The sequence below is a fragment of the Pseudomonas sp. AG1028 genome, from assembly GCF_007993955.1.
Lineage (GTDB): Bacteria > Pseudomonadota > Gammaproteobacteria > Pseudomonadales > Pseudomonadaceae > Aquipseudomonas > Aquipseudomonas straminea.
Genome location: NZ_VIVP01000002.1, coordinates 153,478 through 173,499 on the forward strand (window position 1 = coordinate 153,478; position 20,022 = coordinate 173,499).

Annotated in this window: 19 protein-coding genes and 2 tRNA genes; 11 read left to right on the forward strand and 10 right to left on the reverse strand. The window is 65.6% G+C overall.

Annotation, left to right across the window (positions count from 1 at the left end):
- Positions 1–7 precede the first annotated feature (7 nt).
- Entirely contained in the window at positions 8–1,495 is a 1,488-nt protein-coding gene (gene rmuC, locus FB481_RS03675; RefSeq protein WP_147175116.1) for a DNA recombination protein RmuC, read from the forward strand.
- Between the two features lie 21 nt (positions 1,496–1,516).
- On the opposite strand, the gene FB481_RS03680 is transcribed toward rmuC, so the two are convergent.
- Together FB481_RS03680 and FB481_RS03685 are read right to left on the reverse strand one after the other, a co-directional pair.
- Positions 1,517–1,855, reverse strand: a complete 339-nt coding sequence (locus FB481_RS03680) for an FKBP-type peptidyl-prolyl cis-trans isomerase (protein ID WP_093502215.1) — start codon at positions 1,853–1,855, stop codon at positions 1,517–1,519.
- Positions 1,856–1,988: 133 nt separating this feature from the next.
- The gene (locus FB481_RS03685; RefSeq protein WP_147175117.1) at positions 1,989–5,465 is read right to left on the reverse strand and encodes a hybrid sensor histidine kinase/response regulator; all 3,477 of its coding nucleotides are present in this window, start codon (positions 5,463–5,465) and stop codon (positions 1,989–1,991) included.
- 215 nt (positions 5,466–5,680) lie between these two features.
- Between FB481_RS03685 and FB481_RS03690 the strand changes: the two genes are divergently transcribed.
- The 8 genes from FB481_RS03690 (at position 5,681) to FB481_RS03725 (ending at position 14,427) form a co-directional block, all read left to right on the forward strand.
- The gene (locus FB481_RS03690; RefSeq protein WP_147175118.1) at positions 5,681–6,250 is read left to right on the forward strand and encodes a GNAT family N-acetyltransferase; all 570 of its coding nucleotides are present in this window, start codon (positions 5,681–5,683) and stop codon (positions 6,248–6,250) included.
- 3 nt (positions 6,251–6,253) lie between these two features.
- Positions 6,254–7,084, forward strand: a complete 831-nt coding sequence (locus FB481_RS03695; protein ID WP_147175119.1) for an AraC family transcriptional regulator — start codon at positions 6,254–6,256, stop codon at positions 7,082–7,084.
- A 316-nt stretch (positions 7,085–7,400) separates the two neighbouring features.
- Positions 7,401–8,111, forward strand: a complete 711-nt coding sequence (locus tag FB481_RS03700; RefSeq protein ID WP_147175120.1) for an AzlC family ABC transporter permease — start codon at positions 7,401–7,403, stop codon at positions 8,109–8,111.
- Positions 8,111–8,440, forward strand: coding sequence for an AzlD domain-containing protein (locus FB481_RS03705; protein WP_147175121.1), 330 nt, complete (start codon positions 8,111–8,113; stop codon positions 8,438–8,440). The genes FB481_RS03700 and FB481_RS03705 overlap by 1 nt, the downstream gene beginning before the upstream one ends.
- Before the next feature lie 134 nt (positions 8,441–8,574).
- Entirely contained in the window at positions 8,575–9,192 is a 618-nt protein-coding gene (locus FB481_RS03710; RefSeq protein ID WP_013792243.1) for a glutathione S-transferase family protein, read from the forward strand.
- 32 nt (positions 9,193–9,224) lie between these two features.
- On the forward strand, positions 9,225–11,291 hold the full coding sequence (locus FB481_RS03715; RefSeq protein WP_147175122.1) for a pyridoxamine 5'-phosphate oxidase family protein: 2,067 nt from the start codon (positions 9,225–9,227) through the stop codon (positions 11,289–11,291).
- A 274-nt stretch (positions 11,292–11,565) separates the two neighbouring features.
- A complete protein-coding gene (locus FB481_RS03720) occupies positions 11,566–12,456 on the forward strand; it encodes a LysR family transcriptional regulator (protein ID WP_093502201.1) in 891 nt (296 codons plus the stop codon).
- A 96-nt stretch (positions 12,457–12,552) separates the two neighbouring features.
- Positions 12,553–14,427, forward strand: a complete 1,875-nt coding sequence (locus FB481_RS03725; RefSeq protein ID WP_147175123.1) for an MFS transporter — start codon at positions 12,553–12,555, stop codon at positions 14,425–14,427.
- Positions 14,428–14,567: 140 nt separating this feature from the next.
- Here the strand turns inward: FB481_RS03725 and sugE are convergent, their stop codons facing one another.
- The 3 genes from sugE to rdgC all read right to left on the reverse strand — a co-directional run bounded on the left by sugE (position 14,568) and on the right by rdgC (position 17,329).
- Positions 14,568–14,885 carry a quaternary ammonium compound efflux SMR transporter SugE gene (gene sugE / locus FB481_RS03730; protein WP_027906113.1) on the reverse strand — a complete coding sequence of 106 codons (318 nt, stop codon included), beginning with the start codon at positions 14,883–14,885 and terminating at the stop codon, positions 14,568–14,570.
- A 250-nt stretch (positions 14,886–15,135) separates the two neighbouring features.
- Positions 15,136–16,074 (reverse strand): bile acid:sodium symporter family protein, encoded by a 939-nt coding sequence (locus FB481_RS03735; RefSeq protein WP_147175124.1) that lies wholly within the window; start codon positions 16,072–16,074, stop codon positions 15,136–15,138.
- Positions 16,075–16,408: 334 nt separating this feature from the next.
- Positions 16,409–17,329, reverse strand: coding sequence for a recombination-associated protein RdgC (gene rdgC / locus FB481_RS03740; protein ID WP_013792237.1), 921 nt, complete (start codon positions 17,327–17,329; stop codon positions 16,409–16,411).
- 321 nt (positions 17,330–17,650) lie between these two features.
- Between rdgC and FB481_RS03745 the strand changes: the two genes are divergently transcribed.
- Together FB481_RS03745 and FB481_RS03750 are read left to right on the forward strand one after the other, a co-directional pair.
- A tRNA-Val gene (locus tag FB481_RS03745) sits at positions 17,651–17,726 on the forward strand.
- Positions 17,727–17,738: 12 nt separating this feature from the next.
- A tRNA-Asp gene (locus FB481_RS03750) sits at positions 17,739–17,815 on the forward strand.
- A gap of 96 nt (positions 17,816–17,911) precedes the next feature.
- Here the strand turns inward: FB481_RS03750 and FB481_RS03755 are convergent.
- The 5 genes from FB481_RS03755 to FB481_RS23320 are packed head-to-tail and all read right to left on the reverse strand — an operon-like array spanning position 17,912 to position 20,016.
- Positions 17,912–18,580, reverse strand: coding sequence for a DUF3618 domain-containing protein (locus FB481_RS03755; RefSeq protein ID WP_147175125.1), 669 nt, complete (start codon positions 18,578–18,580; stop codon positions 17,912–17,914).
- On the reverse strand, positions 18,577–18,981 hold the full coding sequence (locus tag FB481_RS03760) for a phage holin family protein (RefSeq protein WP_027906116.1): 405 nt from the start codon (positions 18,979–18,981) through the stop codon (positions 18,577–18,579). Before FB481_RS03760 ends, FB481_RS03755 begins: the two co-directional genes overlap by 4 nt.
- Complete coding sequence (locus FB481_RS03765) at positions 18,978–19,391, reverse strand: hypothetical protein (RefSeq protein ID WP_147175126.1); 414 nt, start codon at positions 19,389–19,391, stop codon at positions 18,978–18,980. Before FB481_RS03765 ends, FB481_RS03760 begins: the two co-directional genes overlap by 4 nt.
- 46 nt (positions 19,392–19,437) lie before the next feature.
- Positions 19,438–19,845, reverse strand: a complete 408-nt coding sequence (locus FB481_RS03770; protein ID WP_147175127.1) for a YgaP-like transmembrane domain — start codon at positions 19,843–19,845, stop codon at positions 19,438–19,440.
- 45 nt (positions 19,846–19,890) lie between these two features.
- A complete protein-coding gene (locus FB481_RS23320; RefSeq protein ID WP_256662702.1) occupies positions 19,891–20,016 on the reverse strand; it encodes a hypothetical protein in 126 nt (41 codons plus the stop codon).
- Between the last annotated feature and the right edge of the window lie 6 nt (positions 20,017–20,022).

Sequence of the window (20,022 nt, forward strand, 5' to 3'; positions counted from 1 at the left end):
TGCCTTTATGCCTTTCGATCTCCTGACCCTGTTGCCAGCCGTTCTGGTCGGCGCGCTGCTGGTCGCTGTTCCGTTATGGCTGCGCATGGCCGCCGCCTTGCGTCAGGCCGAGGAGATGCGCCTGCAGGCGGGACTCGCTCAGGAACGCATGAATGCAGCGCAGCTCGCCCAGGCCGGCCTCAGCGCGCAGCTGGACAACTGCCGCGACGAGCTTGCCGAGATCCTCGAGATCAAGGCTGATCAGCAGGCCGAGCTGGCGGCCCTGCGCCGCGAAACGCATCTGCTGCAGAACGATTTGCAGCTGGCCCGCGAGCAGCTCGAGGGCGCCCAGGCGCTGCGCGAGCGTCAGGAAGCCGAGCTGCGCCGCCTTGACAGCGAGCGGGCCGGGTTGGCCGCCGAGCTGCACGAGCAGCAGGAAAACCATCAGCAGCGCCTGGAGGATCTGCAGGGCGCCCGCGATGTCCTGCGCGCGCAGTTCGCCGAGCTGGCCGGCAAGATCTTCGACGAGCGCGAGCAACGTTTCTCGGAGACCAGCCAGCAGCGCCTGGGGCAACTGCTCGACCCGCTCAAGGAGCGCATCCAGGCCTTCGAGAAGCGCGTCGAGGAGAGCTACCAGCAGGAGGCCCGCGAGCGCTTTTCTCTGGGCAAGGAGCTGGAGCGCTTGCAGGGCCTCAACCAGCGCCTGAGCGAGGAGGCGATGAACCTTACCCAGGCGCTCAAGGGCCAGAAGACCCAGGGCAACTGGGGCGAGCTGGTGCTCGAGCGGGTGCTCGAACATGCCGGCCTGCAGAAGGGCCGCGAGTACCACACCCAGGTCAGCCTGAAGAGTGCCGAGGGCGAGCGTTTTCAGCCGGACGTGCTGATCCAGCTGCCGGGCGACAAGCAGGTAGTGGTCGATGCCAAGGTCAGCCTCACCGCTTATCAGCAGTACGTGTCGGCCAGCGAGGAAGCGGCGCGGCAGGTGGCGCTGAAACAGCATGTACTTTCGCTGCGCAGCCACCTCAAGGGCCTGTCGCTCAAGGACTACCAGCACCTCGACGGGCTGCACAGCCTGGATTTCGTGCTGCTTTTCGTGCCGATCGAGGCCGCATTCGCAGCGGCTTTGCAGGCTGATCCGGGGCTGTTCCAGGAAGCCTTCGACCAGCACATCGTGATCGTCAGCCCGACCACGCTGCTGGCGACCCTGCGGGTGATCGACAGCCTGTGGCGCCAGGAACGGCAGAGTCAGAACGCTCGGGAAATCGCCGAGCGGGCAGGGGCGCTGTACGACAAGTTCGTGGCCTTCATCCAGGATCTGGACGAAGTGGGCATGCGCCTGCAACAGCTCGACAAGGCCTATTCCGGCGCGCGCAACAAGCTGGTGGACGGGCGCGGCAACCTGATCAGCCGCGCCGAGAACCTCAAGCTGCTTGGCGCCCGGGCCAGCAAGAGCCTGCCGCCCGAGCTGCTCGAGCGGGCAGCCGGGTTGCCGCTGGATGAGCTGGAGCCGGACTGAGCCGGGCGCTGATGTTGCGGCTCAGTCGTCGCGCGTCAGCACTTCCAGCAATTCGATTTCGAAGTTCAGGTTGGAGTTTGGCGTTATCGCGCCTACCGAGCGCTCGCCATAGGCCAGGTGCGCCGGCACGAACAACCGGCGCTTGCCACCGACCTGCATGCCCATTAGGCCCTGATCCCAACCTTTGATCACACGTCCGGTGCCTATCACGCACTGGAACGGCTTGCCGCGCGAATAGGACGAGTCGAACTCGGTGCCGTCCTCCAGCCAGCCGCGGTACTGGGTGGTGATCAGCGCGCCTTTGACCACCGCCTTGCCATCGCCCGGGTGGATATCTTCGATACGTAGTTCGTCGCTCATTGCTGGGGTTCCGAGAGTGCAGAAGGCCGCGTTTTTCGCAGGAAATGCACGGCTTTGCAAGATCCGGCTACGAGCTCGATGGACGCGGGCGCCCCGTCAGTTCTCACAGGTAGTGCATCGCTATCCTGCCGCTCTACTGCAACGGCAAATGCCGGCTGATCAACGCCCGCAGCGCCGCTGGCTTCACCGGCTTGGGCAGAAAATCCAGGCCGGCGGCGTGCACCTGGGCGATCAGTTCGGGGCGGCCGTCGGCGCTGATCACCACGCCGGGCACCGGCTCGCCCAGGCGGGTGCGCAGCCAGGCCATCAGCTCGGTGCCGGTGTCGCCTTCGTCCAGGTGATAGTCGACCAGGGCCAGGTGCGGGCGTACGTCCTCGTCGAGCAGCTGCTCGCATTCGGCGCGGGTGCGCGCCGACCAGACCTGGCAGCCCCAGCGCGAGAGCAGGCTGTGCATGCCGGTAAGAATGCTTTCCTCGTTGTCGATGCACAGCACCTGGGTGCCGGTGAGCAGTTGGCCGCTGCTTTCCGGTCGCGCCCGCTGGGCCGCTGGCGCCTGGTGGCGAGCGATCGGCACGGTGACGCTGAACACGCTGCCTTTGCCGGGCCAGGAACGCACTTCCAGGCTGTGGCCGAGCACGCGGCACAGCCCGTCGGCGATCGCCAGGCCCAGGCCCAGGCCTTTTTCGGCGCGGGTCTGGTGGCTGTCCAGGCGTTTGAATTCCTCGAAGATGGTCTGCCTTTTGTCTTCGGGAATGCCCGGGCCGCGATCCCAGACCTCCAGGCGCAGATTCGCGCCCTGGCGGCGCACGCCGAGCAGCACACGGCCCTTGGCGTAGCGGAAGGCGTTGGTGAGGAAGTTCTGCAGCACGCGGCGCAGCAGCTTGCTGTCGCTGTCTACTCGCAGTTTGCTGCCCTGCATGTGGAAATCCACGCCATGCTCGGCGGCCAGCACGCGGAATTCGGCGCCCAGGGTGTCGAACAGGCTGTTGAGGGCGAAGGCATTGCGGTCCGGGGTGATGCGGCCGTTCTCCAGGCGCGAGATGTCCAGCAGGTCGCTGATCAGATCCTCGGCCGAGCGCAACGAGCTGTCCAGGTGGCGCACCAGCTCCTGAGCCTCGTGGGGCAGCGCTTCTTCCTGGTGGGAGAGGGCGGCGGAGAACAGCCGGGCAGCGTTCAGCGGTTGCATCAGGTCATGGCTGACTGCGGCGAGAAAGCGGGTCTTCGAGGCATTGGCCGCTTCGGCCACGCCGGTGGCGGCGGTCAGCGCCTTGTTCAGTTGCGACAGTTCATGGGTGCGCTCGGCGACGCGCTGTTCGAGGCCTTCGTTAGCGGCCTTGAGGGCGCGCTCGGCTTCGCGGAATTCGGTGATGTCAGTGAAGCTCATGACGAAGCCGCCGCCGGGCATGGGGTTGCCGATCAGCTCGATGACGCGCCCATTGGGAAACACCCGCTCGTAGCTGTGGGCGGTGCCCTGGCGCATCCAGTACAGGCGCTTGGCGACGCTTTCCTCGACGTCAGCGCTGCCGAGCATGCCGCGCTCGGCGTTGAAGCGGATGATCTCGGCGATCGGCCGGCCGACGCAGATCAGCCCGTCCGGGTACTCGAAGATTTCCAGGTAGCGCTGGTTCCAGGCCACCAGACGCAGAGACTGGTCAACCACGCTGATGCCCTGGCTGATGTTCTCGATGGCGCCCTGCAGCAGTGCGCGGTTGAACTGCAGCACCTCGCTGGCTTCGTCGACGATGCGCACCACGTCCTCGACCTGCATGTCGCGGCCTTCGATGGCCGCCTTGACCACCGCGCGGGTCGAGGAGGCGCCGAGCACGCCGGCGAGCAGGCGCTCGGTGTGGGCGATCCATTCGCTGTTGGCCGGTTGCGCCGAGTTGAAGGCCTTGCCCTGGCGACGGGCGAAGTGGCTGAAGCTTTCCAGCGCGCGTTCTTCGCCGACGAAACGGCCGGCGAGCAGCAGCAGGTCGTTGACCTGCACCGCCAGGGCGCCGCGGCCGCCCTGTTTGTTGCCGAAGTCGTGGTTGACGAAGCGCCCGGCCTGCCAGTGCTCGGACACACGGGTGCGCGAGAAGAACGATACCCAGGCGAACAGCGTCAGGTTGCCGGCCAGCGACAGCACCACGCCGCGGGTCAGGGCGTCGACCTCGAAACCGATCGGCGCGTAGAGGAGGGTGCGCAGGCCGGGGAAGATGTCCAGCGGCCAGCCCAGGCCGCGGGCCAGCACCGGCAGCACCAGGGTGTAGATCCACAGCGTCGCGCCGGTGATCAGCCCGGCGAACACGCCGCGACGGTTGGCCTGCTTCCACACCAGGGCGCCGAACATCGCCGGTGCCAGTTGGCCGATGGCGGCGAAGGAGATCTGCCCGATGGTCGCCAGGCTGGCGTTGGTGCCGAGCAGGCGATAGCACACGTAGGCCAGCAGCAGGATCAGCACGATGCTGACCCTTCGCGCCGTGAGCATCCAGTGGCGGAAGGCCTCGAACGGCCGCTCGGTGCTTTTGCGGTGCAGCAGCCAGGGCAGCAGCATGTCGTTGGAGATCATCGTCGACAGTGCCACCGACGCGACGATCACCATGCCGGTGGCCGCTGAGGCGCCACCGATAAAGGCCAGCAGCGCCAGCGCCGGGTGGGCTTCGGCGAGCGGCAGGCTGATCACGAAGGAGTCCGGGCTCACCCCGCCCGGCAGCAGCATCTGCCCGGCCAGGGCGATGGGAATCACGAACAGCGCGGCCAGCAGCAGGTACAGCGGGAACACCCAGCGCGCCAGGCGCAGGTCACGCGGGTCGGTGTTTTCCACCACGGTGACGTGGAACTGCCGCGGCAGGCAGACGATGGCGATCATCGCCATGCCGGTCTGCACCAGCATCGCCGGCCAGTTCACCGCCTCGGCCCAGTACGCCTCCAGCTCGCGGCTGCGCTGCGCCTGGCTGAACAGGTCGCCGAAACCATTGAACAGCCCGTAGGTGACGAAGGCGCCGACGGCGATGAAGGCCAGCAGCTTGACCAGCGACTCGAAAGCGATGGCCAGCACCATGCCGCGGTGGTGTTCGGTAACGTCCAGGTTGCGGGTGCCGAAAACGATGGTGAACAGCGCCAGAATCACCGAGACGATCAGCGCGGTGTCCTGGGCGCGGGTGCCGTCGGCGTCGGTTTCCGAGCCGATCAGCAGGTTCACGCCGAGCACGATGCCCTTGAGCTGCAGGGCGATGTAGGGCAGCACGCCGACCAGGCAGATCAGCGCGACGACGATGGCCAGGGACTGTGACTTGCCGTAGCGCGCGGCGATGAAGTCGGCGATCGAGGTGATGTTTTCCTGCTTGCTGATCAGCACCATCTTCTCGATCACCCAGGGGGCGAATAGCAGAAGCAGCATCGGCCCCAGGTAGATGGGCAGGAACGACCACAGTTGCTCGGCCGCCTGGCCGACGGCGCCGAAGAAGGTCCAGCTGGTGCAGTACACCGCCAGCGACAGCGAGTAGACCCAGGCGCGAACTTTCGGCGGCAGTGGCTTGCGGCGGCGGTCACCGTAGAAGGCGATGGCGAACAGCACGGCCATATAGAGCAGGGCGACTGCAGCGATAAGCCAACTGGACAGCGACATGCAGACTCCATGAAACAGAAGGGCAATGGTGCGAGCGTACCCTGGCACGCCTGCGTAGTGTCGCAGCAAAGCGGCGCAGCGTCAGGCGCGACCAAGGTCGCAGGGGCACCGCCGTGTACTTGCGGCACGCTGGGCGCTGCCGTTTTTTGGCAGACAGGCCGTTTATTCGGTGAGAAACTGACACGCCTGGCAAGCGTTGTACCTGGAGAAAACCGATGTTCAAGCCGCAATTGATCACCCTGCAGCGCGGTGCCCTGCGCATCGAACCGTTGCTCGATGGCGATATTCCGGCGCTGGTCAGCCTGGCCGAAGCCAATCGCGATGAGCTGCTCTACATGAGCGGCACCCAGCGCCTGGACTGGTATCGCCAGGCCCTGCACGATCAGCGCGAGGAGCGCGCCTTGCCCTTCGTGATCCGCCTGGGGGATCAGATGGTCGGCACCACCCGTTTCGCCGACTTCATGCCGACGCTGCCTGCCGTGGAAATCGGCTGGACCTGGCTGGACGCGGCCCAGCACGGCACGGGCCTGAACAGCATGATCAAGTACCTGATGCTGCGCCACGCCTTCGAGAGCTGGCAGATGGTTCGCGTGCAACTGAAAACCGCCGCCAGCAACCAGCGCTCCCAGCGCGCCATCGAAAAGCTCGGCGCGGTTCGCGAAGGGCTGCTGCGCAACCATCGCCGCCTGGCCGACGGGCGCCTCGACGACACCGTGCTGTACAGCATCACCGACCAGGAATGGCCGGTGGTCAAGGCCGGGCTGGAGGCACGCTTCGGCGTGTGAGCCATGCCCTCTGGCGAGCGCATCCGCTTCTGGGAAAGCCCCGCGCTGGCCGGCGTGGAGCTGCTGCAGGCGCGCTACATCAAGCAACGCTTCACCCCGCACGTACACGAAGGTTTCGTGTTCACCGTGATCGAGCACGGCGCCCAGCGCTTTCGCCACCGCGGTGCCGATCACCTGGCGCCGGTCGGCAGCATGGTGCTGATCAACCCGGATGAAGTGCACACCGGCTCGTCGGCCCATGAGCAGGGTTGGTTGTACCGCGCCTTCTACCCGGCGCCGGCCCAGGTCAATGGCGTGCTCGACGAACTGGGCCTGGCGCACCGCGGCCTGCCGTCGTTCGCCGCCAGCGTGCTGCAGGACGTCGAACTGCATCGGGCCTTCGGTCAGTTGCACCGCCTGCTCGACAGCGATGCCAATGTGCTGCACCAGCAGACGGCATGGCGCGAGACGCTGCTGATGCTGTTCCAGCGTCATGCCGGGGTCAGGCAGGCGGCCGTCGCCGGCCTGGAACCGCGGGCGGTGAGCCTGGCCAAGGAGCTGGTGGCCGCGCGCCTGGGCGAGCCGCCATCGCTGGAGGAACTGGCGGCCGCGGTGAACCTCTCGCCGTTCCATTTCGCCCGGGTGTTTCGCCGCGCCACCGGCCTGCCGCCCCATGCCTGGCTGCAGCAACGCCGGTTGGAGCAGGCGCGGGCGTTGCTGCGTGACGGCTGTGCACCGCTGAGCGTGGCGCTGCAACTGGGCTTCGCCGACCAAAGCCACCTGACGCGACAGTTCAAGCAGGTGTATGGCGTGGGGCCCGGTGAATACCGCAAGGCTTGCCATCGCAGCCCCTAGCCTGCGGTTGAGCGCAGCCGCAGCTTTCCCTGCGAATTACACCTGTGGGATCGGGCGGGGACGCCTAGGCCATGCCCGCGATTTTTCGCGCGCATGGCGCGCTCCCACAGGTACTACGCTGAAGCTGTTTTTGCCTATCGACACTGATTGGGAGAGAGCAGGTTGCTGGTTGCCACATCCTGGGTATCGCTGCGCTCAACCCAGGCTACCTGCTGTACGACTGCGCAAGATCGTTCAAGACAGCCAGAGCAGGCTGGGCTAGCCTGATGCGCTTCTGGTCGCCCGCAGGCGATCTTTTCAGCCAGGCGATAAGCCGATGTCCCGATACCAAGAATTCTTCCAGGGCCTGCGCGACATGCTACCGATGCTGCTCGGCGCCATGCCGTTCGGCATCATCTACGGCAGCCTGGCCGGTGCCGCCGGGCTCGATGCCTGGCAGACCATCGGCATGTCGGTGCTGGTGTTCGCCGGCTCGGCGCAGTTCATCGCCGTCAGCCTGCTCACCGGCGGCGCCACCCTGGCGGTACTGTGGCTGACCACCCTGGTGGTCAATCTGCGCCATGCGCTGTACAGCGCCACCCTGCAGCCGTTCGTGCGCCACCTGCCCAAGCGCTGGCGCATCCCGCTGGCCTTCTGGCTGACCGACGAGGCCTTTGCCGTGGTGCAGCAGCGCTACGCCCAGCGCGACGATTCGCCAAACAAGCACTGGTACTTTCTTGGCGCGGGCCTGGCCATGTACGGCAACTGGGTCAGTTGTACGCTGATCGGCCTGCTGTTCGGCCAGGCGGTGCCGAACCTCGCCGCCTGGGGGCTGGATTTCGCGATGATCGCCACCTTCGTCGGCATCGTCGTACCGATGCTGCGCAATCGCCCGCAGGTGGCTGCCGCCCTGGTGGCGGCGGTGGTCGCGCTGATCTTTCACGACCTGCCCTACAAACTCGGGCTGATGGCCGCCGCCTTCGCCGGCATCGTGATCGGCGTGTTGCTCGAACGCGTCCAGGCGCCCCTGCAGGAGGAGCTTTGCTGATGGAAAACTGGATTCTGATCCTCGGCATGCTGGCGATCACCTTCGCCACGCGTTACAGCCTGTTTGCCTTTCCCAATCTGCGCTTCCCCCAGGCGGTGCGCCAGGCCCTGCATTACGTGCCGACCGCGGTGCTCACCGCCATCGTGGTGCCGGCCATGCTCCTGCCGGACGGACGCAACTGGGCCGTGAGCTGGGACAACGCCTATCTGCTGGCGGGCCTGGCGACCATCGTCATCGCCGTGGTGACACGCCATCTGCTGGCGACCATCGGCGGCGGATTGGTGATCTTCTTCGGGTTGCGCTGGGCGCTGGGGCAATTGCCGATCTGACGCGGAATCGGATTGTTCCACTTATCGCAATAAAGTAATGCCGACAACGCGTATTCCTCAAAACGCGCTGCGGTCGCAAGCTGGTTGCACGGCTCGGGACTTCCCCCGGCCCACCGTCAACCAGGATCCGACCCATGAAAATCCATCACGTCCCCTTGTCCGGCCATGCCCACCGCGCCGTTCTGTTCGCCTCGCTGCTGGGCCTGAAGCCCGAGCTGGTCGAGGTCGACCTGGCCGGCGGAGCCAACAAGCAGCCTGAATTTCTCGCCCTCAACCCCTTCGGCCAGGTGCCGGTGCTGGAAGATGACGGCGTGGTGGTCGCCGACTCCAACGCCATTCTCGTTTACCTGGCCAAGAAGACCGGGCGCACCGACTGGCTGCCGGAAGACCCCGCTGGTGCGGCGGCGGTGCAGCGTTGGTTGTCCGTGGCCGCCGGCGAACTGGCTTACGGCCCGTGCGCGGCGCGCCTGATCACGGTGTTCGGTGCCGACTTCAATGCCGAGGAAGTGATCGCCCGTGCCCACGTGCTGCTCGCCCGCCTGGAGCGCCACCTGAGCGGTCGCCAGTGGCTGGCCGCCGACCACCCGACCATCGCCGACGTGGCGCTGTACAGCTACCTGGCGCGGGCGCCGGAAGGCAACGTCGACCTGTCGGCCTACGAGCAGGTCCGGGCCTTCCTGGCGCGCATCGAGGCGCTGCCCGGCTTCGTGGCCATTCCCCAGACGCCTGCCGGGCTGACCGCCAACGCTTGAGCCTGCGCACCACCGCCTCCGGGAGAACCGCCATGACCGATCTCGCGAAAACCCCCGCACCCTGGCATTCGGGTGAAACATTCATTCAGGAAAAGCTCGGCGTCGCCGAACGAATGGATGCGGTCGGCAAACGCGTGGTGCGCGACTTCATGCCCGACCAGCACCGGGATTTCTACGCCCAGCTGCCGTTCATCGTGCTGGGCAGCGTGGATGGGCAGGGCGATGCCTGGGCCGGCGTGCTCGAGGGCCAGGCCGGTTTCATGGCCTCGCCGACGCCCACCACGCTGGACATTGCAGCTCGGCCCCAGGCCGACGACCCTGTCGCCCAAGGCATGGGCGAGGGCGCCGCGCTGGGCCTCCTGGGCATCGAACTGCACAGCCGACGGCGTAACCGCATGAACGGCGTGGTGGTGGCGGGTGGCAAGGGCCTGCGGGTGGCGGTCGAACAGAGTTTCGGCAACTGCCCACGCTATATCCAGCAGCGCGATTTCACCTTCGCCCGTGATCCGGCGGCGCCGTTCGCCGCTACCGTCGAGCAGTTGCCGGCGCTGGATGCCGCGGCGCGGGCAGTGATCGAAGGCGCCGACACCTTTTTCGTGGCGACCTATGCCGATGTCGACGGGCAGCGCCAGGTGGACGTCTCGCACCGTGGCGGCAACACCGGCTTCGTGCGCATCGATGCCGACGGCACCCTGACCATCCCGGACTTCAACGGCAACCTGTTCTTTTCCACCCTCGGCAACATCGTGCTCAACGGCAAGGCCGGTCTGCTGTTCGTGGATTTCGCCACGGGCGGCGTGCTGCAACTGAGCGGTGACGCCGAGGTCATCTTCGAATCCCCTGAAATCGGCGCCTTTCAGGGCGCCGAGCGGCTGTGGACCTTCCGTCCACGGCGTATCGTGCGGCGCCCGGCTGCCATGGCCCTGCGCTGGGCCCTGCGCGAGGACGGCTGGGCGGACAGCTCGCTGCTCACCGGCAACTGGCAACAAGCCGCCGATCAGCTACGTGCGGCCCAGTACGTCACGCAGTGGCGGCCAATGAGGGTTGCGCGCATCGTTGAGGAAACCCGGTCGATCCGTTCCCTGCATCTGGAGCCGGTCGACGGTGCCGGGGTCTTGCCGCACCTGGCCGGCCAGCATCTGCCGATTCGGCTGCGAGTGACCGCGGGCGAGAAGCCGCTGATTCGTACCTACACCCTGTCGGTGGCGCCGTCCGACGGCATTTACCGGATCAGCGTCAAGCGCGAGGGGCGGGTGTCGCAATTTATCCATGACGGGTTGCGCGAGGGCGATCTGATCGACGCCCGCGCACCGGCCGGAGCATTCACCCTCGATGCGCAGGAGGAGCGCCCGCTGGTGCTGCTGGCCGGTGGCATCGGCATCACGCCGATGCTGGCGATGCTGCGCCATGTGGTCTACGAAGGCTGGCGCCGGCAGCGGATCAGGCCGGTCACATTGTTCTACGCCGCGCGCTCGAAAGCCGAGCGCGCCTTCGACCGCGAACTCGGCGACCTGGTGGCCGCCGCCCAGGGCGCGGTCAGGCTGGTACGGGTGCTGAGCGACAGCAGTGGCGCCGAGCCGGGTGTCGATTACGACACCGCCGGGCGCATTGACATGGCGCTGTTGACCCGTTATCTGGCCTTCGACGATTACGCCTTCTACCTGTGCGGGCCGCCGGCCTTCACCCAGGGGCTGTACGACGGCCTGCGCGGCTACAACATCGCCGATGGGCGCATCCATGCCGAAGGCTTCGGGCCGGCGTCCCTGGTGCGTCGCCCCGATCAGCCGGCGGCGGCCGCCGTGACGGCTCCGCCGGCCACCGAGGCGGTGCCGGTACTGTTTACCGAGTCGCTGAAGGAGGGGCGCTGGACACCGGGCTCCGGCACCTTGCTGGAACTGGCCGAGGCTCGCGGCCTGGAACCGGAGTTCAGTTGCCGCGAAGGCTCTTGTGGCACCTGCAAGACGCACCTGGTGAAAGGCGCGGTGAGCTACCTGAAAGAACCCAGCGCGCCCCACGGCGACGATGAAGTGCTGATCTGCTGTGCAGTGCCAGCGCAGCCGCAAGGCGCCAGTGACGAGCGCCTCGAACTGGCGCTCTGAGCGGTGTAGGGAGCGAATCTCGGGCAGCCCCGCGCGCCGTTTTGTCGTAGCTGCCTTCAAGCTCGATTTTGGCTGGCAGGACGCGCAAGAGCTCAAGGCTGAAGCCTTTCCTACGAGATCGTGGATGGCCGGTAGGGTGATGGCGCCCCGCGTTCCTGCGTGGGCGCTCGACCGTGCAGCCTGAATCGCATTGCCGCTCAGGACGCGCGGATACGGCATACTCGCTGGGCTGCGCCACCAGCGCAGCCAACGCTTAAAGCAGAGGAGCGGGTGGATGGATCGTTGGCAGGCGATGCGGGTATTCGTGAAGGTCGCGGAGACGGGCAGCTTTGCCAGTACCGCGCGGCAGATGCACATGAGCGCGCCGGCGGTGACGCGCATCGTCGCCGGCCTCGAGGACCTGATCGGCGCGCGGCTGCTGGTGCGCACCACGCGTTCGGTGAAGACCACCGATGCCGGCAGCCGCTACCTGCAGGATTGTCGGCGCATTCTCGCCGATATCGCCGAGGCGGAACTGGCCGCAGCCGGGCATTACGCCGAACCGTCCGGCACCCTGGCGGTGACCGCTGCGTCGATGTTCGGCCACCTGCACGTGCTGCCCCTGGTGCTCGATTACCTGGATGCCTACCCAGGCATGCACGCGCGCACCTTTTTCGTCGACCGGCCGGTGAATATCCTCGACGAGGGCATCGACGTGGCGGTTCGTATCGGACACCTGGCGGATTCGGGCTTTACCGCCATCCAGGTCGGCGCGGTACGCCGGGTGATCTGCGCGGCGCCGTGTTACCTGGGGAAATACGGCGTACCGACCACGCCCGCCGACTTGAAACACCATCGCATCGCCGTGTCGCAGAGCGCCTGGGCTTCGCCGGAATGGCGCTTCTCCGAGGGCCAGCGAGTGCTGGTCGACCCGGTGCTGCAATGCAACACCAACGAGTCGGCGATCGCCACCGCCAGGGCCGGCTGGGGGCTGACCCGGGTGCTGCACTATCAGGTCGGCCAGGCGCTGCAGGAGGGCGCGCTGCAGGTCGTGCTGGAAGGCTTCGAGGAGCCACCGCTGCCGATCCACGTGCTGTACCCCGAGGGCCGTCAGGCGCCGGCCAAGGTGCGCGCCTTCGTCGACCTGGCCGTGGCGCGCCTGCGTGGCAACCCGCTGTTCAACTGAAAAGGCGCGACACGTCGACAAAAATGCCCGCGGCTGTGGCTTTGCCCGAGCTGTTGCAGTCCAATGCTCATCGAATCCGCAAAGGGAAAGGTATCGATGAGTCAGCACTCGCAATTCGCTCTGCTGAAGAGCCGGCGCTTCCTGCCGTTCTTCGTCACGCAGCTGCTCGGCGCGTTCAACGACAACATCTTCAAGCAGTCGTTGATCCTGGCGATTCTCTTCAAGCTCAGCCTGGAGGCGGATCGCGACCTGCTGGTCAACGTCGCGGCCATGCTGTTCATCCTGCCGTTCTTCCTGTTTTCCGCCCTCGGCGGCCAGTTCGGCGAGAAGTTCGCCAAGGATCTGCTGATCCGCCGGCTGAAGTTCTTCGAGATCTTCATCATGCTGGTCGGCGCCATCGGCGTGCTGCTCGGCAACCTGACGCTGATGCTCGCGGTGCTGTTCACCATGGGCATTCAATCGGCGCTGTTCGGCCCGGTGAAGTACTCGATCCTGCCCCAGGCGCTCAAACCCGAGGAGTTGGTAGGCGGCAACGCGCTGGTGGAAATGGGCACCTTCCTGGCGATCCTGGCGGGCACCATCGGCGCCGGCATCATGCTCACCAGTGCCCACTACAGCGTGATCGTCGCCGTCTCGGTGGTGCTGGTGGCGATGCTCGGCTACCTGTCTGCCCGCGGTATTCCGCGGGCCGGTGCCGCGCTGCCGAACCTGGCGCTGGACTGGAACATCTTCCGGCAAACTTGGCTGACCCTGCGCATGGGCCTGACGCAGCCCAAGGCGGTATCGCGCTCGCTGGTCGGCAACTCGTGGTTCTGGTTTCTCGGCGCGGTGTACCTGACCCAGATCCCGGCCTACTCCAAGGAGTGGCTGCACGGTGACGAGAGCGTGGTCACCCTGATTCTCACCGTGTTTTCGGTGGGCATCGCGCTGGGCTCGATGCTTTGCGAGCGCATGAGCGGGCGCAAGGTGGAAATCGGCCTGGTGCCGTTCGGCTCCATCGGCCTGACGGTGTTCGGCATCCTGCTCTGGGCGGCCTCGGGTGGCATTCCCGAGGCGGCGCAGCCCTACGACTGGCTGGCGCTGCTGGGCTTCGGCCACGCCTGGTGGGTAATGGCCTCGATCCTCGGCATTGGCGTGTTCGGCGGCTTCTACATCGTGCCGCTGTATGCGTTGATCCAGTCACGCACCGCCGAGAACGAGCGGGCCCGGGTGATCGCCGCCAACAACATTCTCAATGCGGCGTTCATGGTCGTCTCGGCAGTGGTTTCGATCCTGTTCCTGAGCGTCGCCGGGCTGTCGATCCCCCAGCTGTTCCTGGTCATTTCGCTGATGAACGTGGCGGTCAACAGTTACATCTTCAAGATCGTCCCCGAATTCACCATGCGCTTCCTGATCTGGATGCTCGGCCACTCCATGTACCGGGTGTCGCACAAGGGCCTCGACTCGATTCCGGAAGAGGGGCCGGCGGTGCTGGTGTGCAACCACGTGTCGTTCGTCGATGCGCTGCTGATCGGTGGTGCGGTGCGTCGCCCGGTGCGCTTCGTCATGTACTACAAGATCTACAACCTGCCGGTGCTCAACTTCATCTTCCGCACCGCCGGTACGGTGCCGATCGCCGGGCGCAGCGAAGACCTGCTGGTGTTCGATGCGGCATTCAAGCGCATCGGCGAATACCTGCGCGACGGCGAGCTGGTGTGCATCTTTCCCGAGGGCAAGCTGACCGCCGACGGCGAGATCGACGAGTTCAAGGCGGGCGTGGAGCGCATCCTGCAGGACAACCCGGTGCCGGTGATTCCCATGGCGCTGGGCGGGCTGTGGGGCAGCTTCTTCAGCCGTGACCCGCGCAAGGGCCTGTTCCGCCGCTTCTGGTCGCGGATCGACCTGGTAGCGGGCGCGCCCATCGAGGCAACGGCGGCGACGCGGCAGGTGCTGCAGGCCGAGGTGAAGGCGTTGCGTGGGGATAATCGCTAGAGCTGGACATCCACTCCCCGGTGTCGCTGCGCTCGACCCGGTCTACGCCGCAGACTGTAGCCTGGGTTGAGCGCAGCGATACCCAGGGAAACCGACGTAGCGCTAATGAAGAAGCCCGCCAATCGGCGGGCTCTTTCGTATCAGCCGTGGCTCATCTTCAGGCCGATCAGCCCGCAGATGATCAGCGCCACGCTGGCCAGGCGAATCAGCGCCATGGACTCACCGAACAGGATGATCCCGGCGATCACCGTGCCGACCGCGCCCACGCCGGTCCAGATCGCGTAGGCGGTGCCCAGCGGCAACTCCTTCATGGCCAGGCCGAGCAGGCCCAGGCTGACCAGCATGGCGGCGACGGTGAGCGCGGTGGGAAGCGGGCGGGTGAAACCCTCGGTGTACTTTAGACCGACGGCCCAGCCGACCTCGAACAGGCCGGCGAAGAACAGGATGATCCAGGACATATGACCCTCACGGATAACGGTGGGGTCGTCCCCGGCAGTAAGGCACGTAAATCCGGGGTCGTCCCCGGCGTGCACCGCTATTGTGCATGATGTGCTTGTGAGGGCAAGTCAGCTCGGCGATCCATCCTGGGGTGCATGGCGAGCAGTCACGGGCATGGCCCGTTCCCACGGACTTCGCTGATCTGCTGGGAGACCCCAGCGCTGTAGGGTGGGCTTTAGCCCACCAATTGCGGTTGTTGCTAACGTCCGCTTACTTGTCGCGTTCATCCTTGATGCGGCGCAGGAAGGTGGCCAGCAACGCCCCGGAAAGGTTGTGCCACACACTGAACAGTGCGCTGGGCACCGCCGCCAGCGGCGAGAAGTGGGCGCTGGCCAGAGCCGCGCCGAGCCCGGAGTTCTGCATGCCGACCTCGATGGACAGCGTCTTGCGTTGCGCCAGCGGCATACCGGTCAGCAATCCGGCCAGATAACCGAGGCCCAGCCCCAGGGTGTTATGCAGTATCACCACCGCCATGATGATCAGGCCCGACTCGGCGATCTTCGCCTGGCTGGCCGCCACTACCGCGGCAACGATGGCGACGATGGACACCACCGAAATCAGCGGCAGCACGTCGACCGCCAGCTTGACCCGCTCACCCAGAAGGCGTTGGGCAACCAGGCCAAGCACGATGGGCAGCAGCACCATCTGCAGGATCGAACTGAACATCGCCCAGAACGATACCGGCAGCCATTCCGAGGCCAGCAGCCAGATCAGTGCCGGGGTGACGATGGGCGCCAGCAGGGTGGTCACCGCGGTGATGCCGACGGATAAGGCCACATCGCCCTTGGCGAACCAGGTGATGACGTTCGAGGCGGTGCCCCCTGGGCAGCACCCGACCAGGATCACGCCAACGGCGATTTCCGGTGGCAGGGCGAACAGCTGGCAGAGCAACCAGGCCATGCCCGGCATGATGATGAACTGGGCCAAGACGCCGATCAACACGCGTAGCGGATGGCGGGCTACCTCACGAAAATCCTCGGTCTTCAGGGTCAGGCCCATGCCGAACATGATCAGCCCGAGCAGCGGCACGATGAACGCGGTGAGCGGCAGGAAGGCACCTGGCAACAGGAACGCCAGCACGGCGAACAGCAGAACCCAGATGGCGAAGGTGTTGCCGACGAAGCGGCTGAGGGCGATCAAGGCAGACATGGCAGAAATTCCCTATAGAACCGTAGCAGGCTCCAAAGGCGGAGCGCTGTGCAGCCAGTTATTGTTGGATAGACAGCGGTGGCTGTCGGATGGGGCGGGATATTGGGCTGTTGTAAGAGCGCTGTTGCAATTGAAAGGCTCGCGAGCTAGAGCCCTGCAAGCCTAGGCGGCCCCACAAAAATAGGCGAGAAACGCAGCGTAGCGAAGTAACAGCCGAAGGCTGGCCCGTAGGGTGAGCGCAGCGAATCAAGCGGCCGGGGTCGCGACCGACTGTACTTTTGTACATGAGCGTTACTCGCCTATTTAACTCTGCAGGGCCGACGCGCAGCAGCCTTTAGAGACCTTGCGGGGTGTCTTCGCCACCCAGGGCTTCGAACAACGCCGGCAGGAACTCGATCAGGGTCAGCATCATCAGCGTGAAGCTGGCGTCCTGCTGGCTCAGGTCGTCGTCGCCACCATCCTGCTCGGCCTGCTCCTGCAGCAGGTCTTCGAACTTCAGGCGCTTGACCACCAGCTTGTCATCGAGCACGAAGGACAGCTTGTCCTGCCAGGCCAGGGACAGTTGGGTCACCTGCTTGCCGGAGCTCATGTGCAGCTGCACTTCTTCTCCGGTCAGGTCCTGGCGCTTGCAGCGCACGATGCCGCCGTCTTCGTGGGTGTCGCGCAGCTCGCACTCGTCCAGCACATGGAAGTCGGCAGCGGCCTGCTGGGCCTTGACCCAGTCGGTCATGGTTGCGCTCGGGGCTATCTTCACGGTCAGCGGGCGCACCGGCAGCGAGCCGATGGCTTCGCGCAGGGTCGACAGCAGGTCTTCGGCACGCTTGGGGCTCGAGGCGTTGACGATGATCAGGCCCTGGGCCGGGGCGATGGCGGCGAAGGTCGCGGACTTGCGAATGAAGGCGCGGGGCAGGAAGGCTTGGACGATCTCATCCTTGATCTGCTCGCGCTCCTTCTTGTAGACCTTGCGCATCTGCTCGCTTTCAATCTCATCGACCTTCTCCTTCACGGCGTCCTTGACCACGCTGCCGGGCAGAATGCGCTCTTCCTTGCGAGCGGAGATCAGCAGGAAGCCCTGGCTTTCATGCACCAGCGGTGCGTCCTCGCCCTTGCCGAAAGGAGCGACGAATCCATAGGTAGCCAGTTCCTGGCTGGCGCAGGGGCGCGCCGGCTTGGCGGCCAGTGCGGCCTCCAGTTTTTCGGTATCGAAGTCGACGTCCTGGGTGAGGCGGTAGACCAGCAGGTTGCGAAACCACATGAGCGGGTTGTCTCCAGTTAACGGGTGCGCGCCGCAGCGCGCAGGAAATCTTCAATTCGGGCGCATGGCAGCTGCCTCAGGCAGCGCATGGGCGGTCTGGCGGCGGACAGGGAATCACGCCGCGCGACGATCAGACCCGCGCGAGGGCGCATTATTCCTTCCGCTGGTGGATTAGGCCAACCCCGTATCGAGTCGTCATGTGATTTGCCCCGCCAAATGGCGGCGATTGCTAAGCCTTTGGATCGCCAATAAATTTTTTTCGCAAAGGGGGTTGCCAAGGGGCAGGGTGCTCTCTAGAATGCGCCCCACTTCGAGAGTGAAGGGTGATTAGCTCAGCCGGGAGAGCATCTGCCTTACAAGCAGAGGGTCGGCGGTTCGATCCCGTCATCACCCACCAATCGAGGTATGCGCAGCGGTAGTTCAGTCGGTTAGAATACCGGCCTGTCACGCCGGGGGTCGCGGGTTCGAGTCCCGTCCGCTGCGCCATATATCGCTTCCAGGGCCCACTGAACACCCGGAAGCAACGCAAAAAAGCGCCCTATGGCGCTTTTTTCGTTTTTGCGTTTCGCCTTTTACCCGGCGTCAGATCGCACCGGGGCGAAAAGGCGGCTCGTCATCCGGCACATCGGCCAGTTCATCGAAGCCGGCTTCGATATCCGGCACCACGTAGCTTTCCCGCGGCAGCGCTTCTTCTGGCGAGTGCCGGCGACCCGTGCCGAGCAGCCCCACCAAGGCGCCTGCCGCCAAACCGGCAGCCGCAAAGGCCCACGGGTGGCGATGCACGGCCTGGCCCACGGCGTTGGCGCTTTGCTTGACCTGTTCGGTCGCAGCGCTGGCGCCATCGGCGAGGTCATGCAGTTTGCGGCGCGCGGCCTGAGTGCTTTGTTCCAGCGACTGTTTGGCACTGTGCAGGGCATCGACCAGGGATTCGTGATCCTGCGGCAAGTCAGGCTCGGGCGCCTTCGGCGTGTGTCGGCGCGTCTGCTCGACGGCCAACCAGGCCAGGCCGATGGCGGTCATGGCAACGGGTATCGGATTGGCCTTGAGGGTCTGCCCCAGGCGTTCGGCCATTTCCAGGCCGCCGCTGTCACGGCCATAGGCCAGGGCCTGGTCGATCAGCCGTTGCGGTGTCAGGCGTGCCTCCACATCATCGATAAGTGCATCGATACGGCTGCGCTGCTGGTCAATTTCCTGTTCGAGCACGTCCGGGGACTTGAGCGATTCGGCGGCGATGCTGCTGTGGGTACTCATGACATTTGCCTCTGCACCGCTTCCTTGTCTTTCTGCAAGGAATCCAGTGTGCGTTCGGGAGTGAGTTGGGAAGGGGCGAATTTCTGTTGCCCGACCTTGAGCATGATCAGGCCGATCACGATCACCACGACACCGACGATCAGCGCGGCTGCCCAGGGCGGCATCACTTCGCTGAGGCCGTAGACGGCGGCGAGCAGCAGCATCAGTACGCCGCACAGCAGCACGATGGCACCGCCCGCGACGGCGGCGATGCCGGTCTTGGTGGCTTGCAGCGAAGCATTGAGCTCGACCTTGGCCAGCGCCAGTTCCTTGGTGAACAGCGTCTGTACCTCTCGCGTCAGCTGGCGCAGCAGGCCGAGCAGCGAGGGCTCCAGTGGCGGTTGCCGAGGATCGTCGTTCATCGCAGCGTCCCTCCATGGTAGTAGTCATCAGCGCGGCTGCGGCGCTTGCGCAACAGGCGACTCACCAGAATGCCCACCGCCAGGCCGCCTGCCGCCAACCATAGCGGGTGCTTGCGGGCGAAGCGGTCGACGCTGTGCACGGCGTGGCCACTGTAGTTGTTCAAGGCATCGCGAAGAGCGGCGAGCTGGCGCGCGGCTTCGCGCAAACGATCCGGCGAGGCCGCGGCATCGGGGTTTTCCAGGTCGGCGATGGTGGAGCGGGCGATATTGGCCAGGGCTTCCAGCTCATCGGTATGGGACTGCTCGGCCTGGATGTGCGCGCGCAGCTGTTCCTGGGCATCTTGCTGCCAGTGCCCGGAAATGACCTTGGCAGGGCGCTTGTGCGGGCGTTCTTTGCTGTCGTTATCCATATGACTACACCTGTTGATGCGTAAAAATGCGGTATGGCAATGCGCGTTAACGGCTCTGCTCGCGGCTGGCGAATTCGTCGACAATCGGTGTGCCCAGTTCTGTCGGCGCCGGCGTGACCGGCACAGGCGGGACTGGCGTGGCGCGGGTGCGATCGGCGACTTCCTCGGCCATCAGCACCAGCTCCTGAAGGCGCTGTACGCGCGCGCGCAGGTAGCGGATTTCAGCCAGCGGGTCGTCCACCGCGCTTTTCACGCTGCAATGCCCGCTAAGCCCGCGCAACAGCAACAGGCCGCCCACGCTCAACTGGCGCCGACCACGCTCGCCGTGCTTGCTCGCACCGAGCGTGGCCAGCAGCAATCCTCCGCCGATGGACAACAGGCGCTCCCAGCCTCTGACGTTCTGAGGTGCCGGGCCCTGTCGTTCGGGTTGCGATTGCGGTTCGAAGGCGACCATGTATTCACTCCTGCCTGATGTGACGGGCCATCGGTTCAAGCCAGCTCAAACGGGGTCGGGCTGTGGCTTGTCCGGTAGCGCATCGTTGTCGGGTTCGTGGGGCTGGCCGAGGGGAGGGGGCTCGCCCGGCAAGTCGGGTGCCTGGGTCGGATCGGGTACTCGCTGGGTCATGCCTCG